At 59.9% G+C, this 4,206-nt stretch carries 6 protein-coding genes; 5 read left to right on the forward strand and 1 reads right to left on the reverse strand.

Going from position 1 to position 4,206, the window contains the following annotated elements; genetic code table 11:
- Both AWU74_RS04300 and AWU74_RS04305 read left to right on the forward strand, forming a co-directional pair.
- The coding region (locus AWU74_RS04300) for a transposase (protein ID WP_187150828.1) at nucleotides 1-408 on the forward strand (408 nt) is incomplete at its 5' end.
- A gap of 145 nt (nucleotides 409-553) precedes the next feature.
- The gene (locus tag AWU74_RS04305) at nucleotides 554-967 is read left to right on the forward strand and encodes a hypothetical protein (RefSeq protein WP_059370294.1); all 414 of its coding nucleotides are present in this window, start codon (nucleotides 554-556) and stop codon (nucleotides 965-967) included.
- A 383-nt stretch (nucleotides 968-1,350) separates the two neighbouring features.
- Here the strand turns inward: AWU74_RS04305 and AWU74_RS11545 are convergent, their stop codons facing one another.
- Nucleotides 1,351-1,503 carry a hypothetical protein gene (locus AWU74_RS11545; protein ID WP_162482114.1) on the reverse strand — a complete coding sequence of 51 codons (153 nt, stop codon included), beginning with the start codon at nucleotides 1,501-1,503 and terminating at the stop codon, nucleotides 1,351-1,353.
- Nucleotides 1,504-1,794: 291 nt separating this feature from the next.
- Here AWU74_RS11545 and AWU74_RS04320 point away from each other — a divergent pair, with 291 nt between their 5' ends.
- The 3 genes from AWU74_RS04320 to AWU74_RS04330 all read left to right on the forward strand — a co-directional run.
- Nucleotides 1,795-2,418, forward strand: a complete 624-nt coding sequence (locus AWU74_RS04320; protein WP_162504794.1) for a flavoprotein — start codon at nucleotides 1,795-1,797, stop codon at nucleotides 2,416-2,418.
- On the forward strand, nucleotides 2,415-3,659 hold the full coding sequence (locus AWU74_RS04325) for a cysteine desulfurase family protein (RefSeq protein WP_062327978.1): 1,245 nt from the start codon (nucleotides 2,415-2,417) through the stop codon (nucleotides 3,657-3,659). The genes AWU74_RS04320 and AWU74_RS04325 overlap by 4 nt, the downstream gene beginning before the upstream one ends.
- Before the next feature lie 289 nt (nucleotides 3,660-3,948).
- A partial coding sequence (locus AWU74_RS04330; RefSeq protein ID WP_162504621.1) for a transposase occupies nucleotides 3,949-4,206 on the forward strand: 258 nt, incomplete at its 3' end.

Below are 4,206 nucleotides of genomic sequence, written 5' to 3' on the forward strand. Positions count from 1 at the left end.
ATACCGGCAGGCGGCATTGTGACAAGCGGTACTGTCGCGGACTGTAGCCAAGCGCCTCTCCTTATGGAGGATTTGGAGGCGGAAGCGTTCCTTGCGGACAAAGCGTATGACACGAACGAACTGCTCGGCATGTTTAAGGAAGCAGATATAGCAGCCGTCATCCCTCCGGTTAAAAGCCGGAAAGAGCAGAGAGCGTACAGTCATGAACTGTATCGGGCGCGGCACGTCATTGAAAACGTCTTCCGCGCCCTCAAGCGTTGGCGGGGAATTGCCACACGCTACGCAAAGCTCACCGCTTCCTTCATCGCCGCCATTCATGTCAGGTGTTTTCCTCTATATACCTCTTCCAGTCAACACTACCTAGAGTTTGCCTCTGCTACACTACATTTTCCACCCGTAGGCATGTAGTCAAACTACAAAAAAAACTACGTTGCCTACATATTTGTACTACCAATACAAACGGGCAAAGTAGGCAAACCGCCGAGCCAGCGGGGAGTACAGGCAGGCAGGGCGGCAGCCGATAAGCTAAAAAAACGGTGTAAAAGGATATTAAGTGGACAATACGCCTGAATGTTTTCGCGGAGCGATAGGCAACCGCGGCAAGTCCGCCCGCAATCAAGGGCGCAAACTTAAAATCTTTCGCAAGCTGTGCAAAGACAACAACACGGGGCGATCGGATATGCAGAACCTTATACGCTCGCTTATTTCCATGCCGCAGGCGGAACTGCTGAAGGCGCAGAAGAACAAGAACGCCTCGATGATTGAGCTTGTTGTTATCAATACGCTGCTGAAATCGCACAATCGCGGACTGCCGCGCGAGCTTTTTGAACTGCTTGAGGCCGCATACGGCAAGGAACTTCCGCCCGCAATAACCAACAATCTGAATATAAGCGCCCCGGCGGCGGAAATGACGCCCGACGAGCGCAAGGCGCTGCTCGATGAATATATCGCGTCAACAACTAATTGACGACTGCCTTTTGCAGGACAGCGCCTCTGTCGACATGAATTATGGCAATTCGGGACATGTTCCACCCGCCGCGGCAACACAGCGCGGCGGTTTTTTATGCCCCGACGACTTCCCCGCAGACTGCAAAAACTGCCCTCTTTCACCGCCGTGTACACAGGCTAATCTTTGGCTAATTCCTTTATGCTTAATTTACACGCCATTTCTTGATTTACACGTCGTTTGCGGCTTTTGCCATACCAAACACTCCACGTTGAAAAAGACGTGGACACGATACCCAAATCTATACCCGAACACACACTTGACAAGCAAAACGCAATAAACTATAGTAACAATATCTACCTTATTTTAGCGTCTTATGGTGAACATATAAAATGATGCTAACTCTATATAATATGCGAGATTAGCTCATTTGGATAATCCAGCCACTTCAATTCATAAGCATTACGCAGGATAATGCCTTCCAGTTCCTCCCGATGATGACCGAGAAAACGCAATAATTGATATTCACTTCCGTATCTTGACCTCATTTCTGCCATAAAGAGCCTCCAGTTGGTTTTGTAACGGCTGCGTCTGTCCCCGAAGCCTTTCCGCTCTATCATAGCAAACGCTCGGCGGGTTCGTCAACGCTTTTCTCGCTGTTTCTGCGCACCGAAGCGGCTATGCCCTTACGCAGGGTTCCCTGCACGGGTAGCGTCGTTGACTTTTTCTCCGCAGGCGTACTAAAATCGGCGGCGCTGGGTGGGGGCGAGGTGCCTCCCGTCTTTTTTTTATAGCCGCAGTCGGCGCATGCAGAGACTGCCCGCGTGGAGCGAGTCAGGAGGACGGATATGAAAAACAAGCTGCCGCCCGAAGAGCGGTTCTGGGTGCCGGCTTCCGGCGCGTGCCCGCCGTTCCCGCGCCGCGAGGGGGCGGCGAAGCGCATTCTGTGGGGAATCACCGGCAGCCTCTCCGCATGCGAAGGGGCGGAACTCGCCCGCCGTTTGACCGCGCGCGGATTCTCCGTGCAGGCGCTCATGGCTGCGGGCACCGAGCGGTCTATCACGCCGCTCGCGCTCCAGACGCTGACGAACTGCACGGTCTATGCCGACGCTCCCGAATCGTCCGCGCATGAGGACGCGCGCCGCATATCGCTCGCGCAGGACGCCGACCTCGCGCTGATTGCGCCCGCGACGGCGAATGTTATCGGGAAGCTGGCAGCGGGAATAGCCGACACGCTGCTGAGCGCCGCCGTCATGGCGATTCGGGGGAAGCCCGTATTGCTGTGCCCCGCAATGAATCCCGCCGTGTACGAAAACCCCGCGGTGCAGGACAATATCGGGCGGCTCAAGCGCTACGGCTACCGCATAGTGGAGCCGAAAGACGGGCTGTCCGCCGGCGGCGGCACGGAGAAAGGCGCGCTTGCGGACGCGGAGGTTATCGTCGAAGCCGTCGTCAGGGAGCTGGGCGCATGAATCCGGCGGACGGCGGCGAACAGCTCTCCGGCTATTTCGACTGGGCGGCGACCGCCCCTCCCGACCGCGACCTCGCGCTTGAAAGCGCGGAACTGTCGCTTTCGGTCTTCGGCAACCCGTCGAGCCTGCACCGAGAGGGGAAACGCGCTCGCGACAAGCTGGAAGAGGCGCGTGCGCGGCTGGCGCTGGTTATGGGCGTTCCGGCGGACACGCTGTACTTTACGTCGGGCGGCACCGAGGCGAACCACCTGCCGCTGCTCGCGCTGCTCCGCCGACCGCGCCCTGCCGCCGTTGCGGTGAGCGCAATAGAGCACCCCTCCGTCCGCGAAATGGCGGAATCGCTTAAAGCCGCGGGCTGGCGCGTCGACGTCGTCAGGAGCGATTCCCGCGGCGTCGTTACGCCGGACGCGGTGCTGGACGCGGTGGCGGGCGACACAGCGCTCGTGTGCGTCATGGCGGCAAACAACGAGACCGGAGCCATTCAGCCGGTGTCAGGCATTGCGGACGCGCTCGCCTCCTTGCGGGGACGCCGCCCCCTGCTGCACGTCGACTGCGTGCAGGCGGCGGGGAAAATCCCGCTCGCCCTTACCCGCGCGGGAATAGACAGCGCGGCGTTCAGCGCCCACAAGCTCGGCGGCGCGCGCGGAAGCGGGCTGCTCTACCTTGCCAAGCCGTTCAGCCCCTTCGCGCGCGGCGGGGGGCAGGAAGGCGGCATACGGAGCGGCACGGAAAACCTTGCGGGCGCGTGGGCGCTTTCCCGCTGTTTCGAGCGATACTATCTCTCGCCGGAAGCGGAACGCGACAATCCCGCCGTATACGGGCGCTTCCTGCAGGCAAAAGAGGACGCCGCCTCGTTCGTCGCGCGGCTCCGAGCCGTCCCCGGCTGCACGCTCGTCCCCGATATGCGCGGGGAGACGGACGGCTCGCCCGACGCGGACGCGCTCTATTCGCCGTGGATTGTGCAGGCGGCGTTTCGGGACGTTCCCGGACAGGCGTTTGTCCGCGCGCTCGACGCCAAGGGCTTCGCCGTGTCTACCGGCGCCGCCTGCTCGCTGCGCCGCGCGGGCGGGACCGGCGCGCGCCCGATTCTCGCGGCTATGGGCGTCCCCGAACAGGTCGCCGCAAACGCGGTGCGGTTCTCGTTCGGGCACCGCAGCGCTCCGGCGGATATCGACGCGCTTCTCAGCGCGGTGCGGGACACGGCGGCGGCGTTCGACGTTACCTGCGCTGCGCACGGGTAAAAACGGAGTCGCCGCACGCCCGTAGGCGTACTACCGAGTTTGCTCCGCAAACTCGCGGCATAGAGGCTTTGTCCATATACCTTCACCGATAGGCAGGATTATCTCTAACGCTCCCTTCTATGCGCCGTGCTCTGCTCCGCCAGTCGGAAAGAACCTTCCCGGCGGACTCGCAAGTGAAAAGTTCCGGTTAACCCGCTCGGCAACTTCGTGCTCGGCAAGTCGGCGGACGGGCGCCCTAAAGCCGCTAGGCAGTGTGGACTAAAGAAAGGAAAAGAGGTAAAATAGGAGCATGAAAGGAAATAAAGGCATTCACCGGCACGATATAAGCGACGAGGCGTGGGAACGGATAAAAGAACTGCTGCCCGGACAGGCAGGGAAGCACGGGGGAGTGGCGAAAGACAACCGCTTGTTTATTAACGCGGTAGCGTGGCAGACGCGCACGGGCGCTCCGTGGAGGGATATACCGCCAGAATTCGGAAATTGGAACAGCATACACAAGCGGTTTTGCCGCTGGCGGGACAAGGGAATATGGAGAATGCTGGCGGAC

This window comes from Treponema endosymbiont of Eucomonympha sp. (assembly GCF_001028545.1).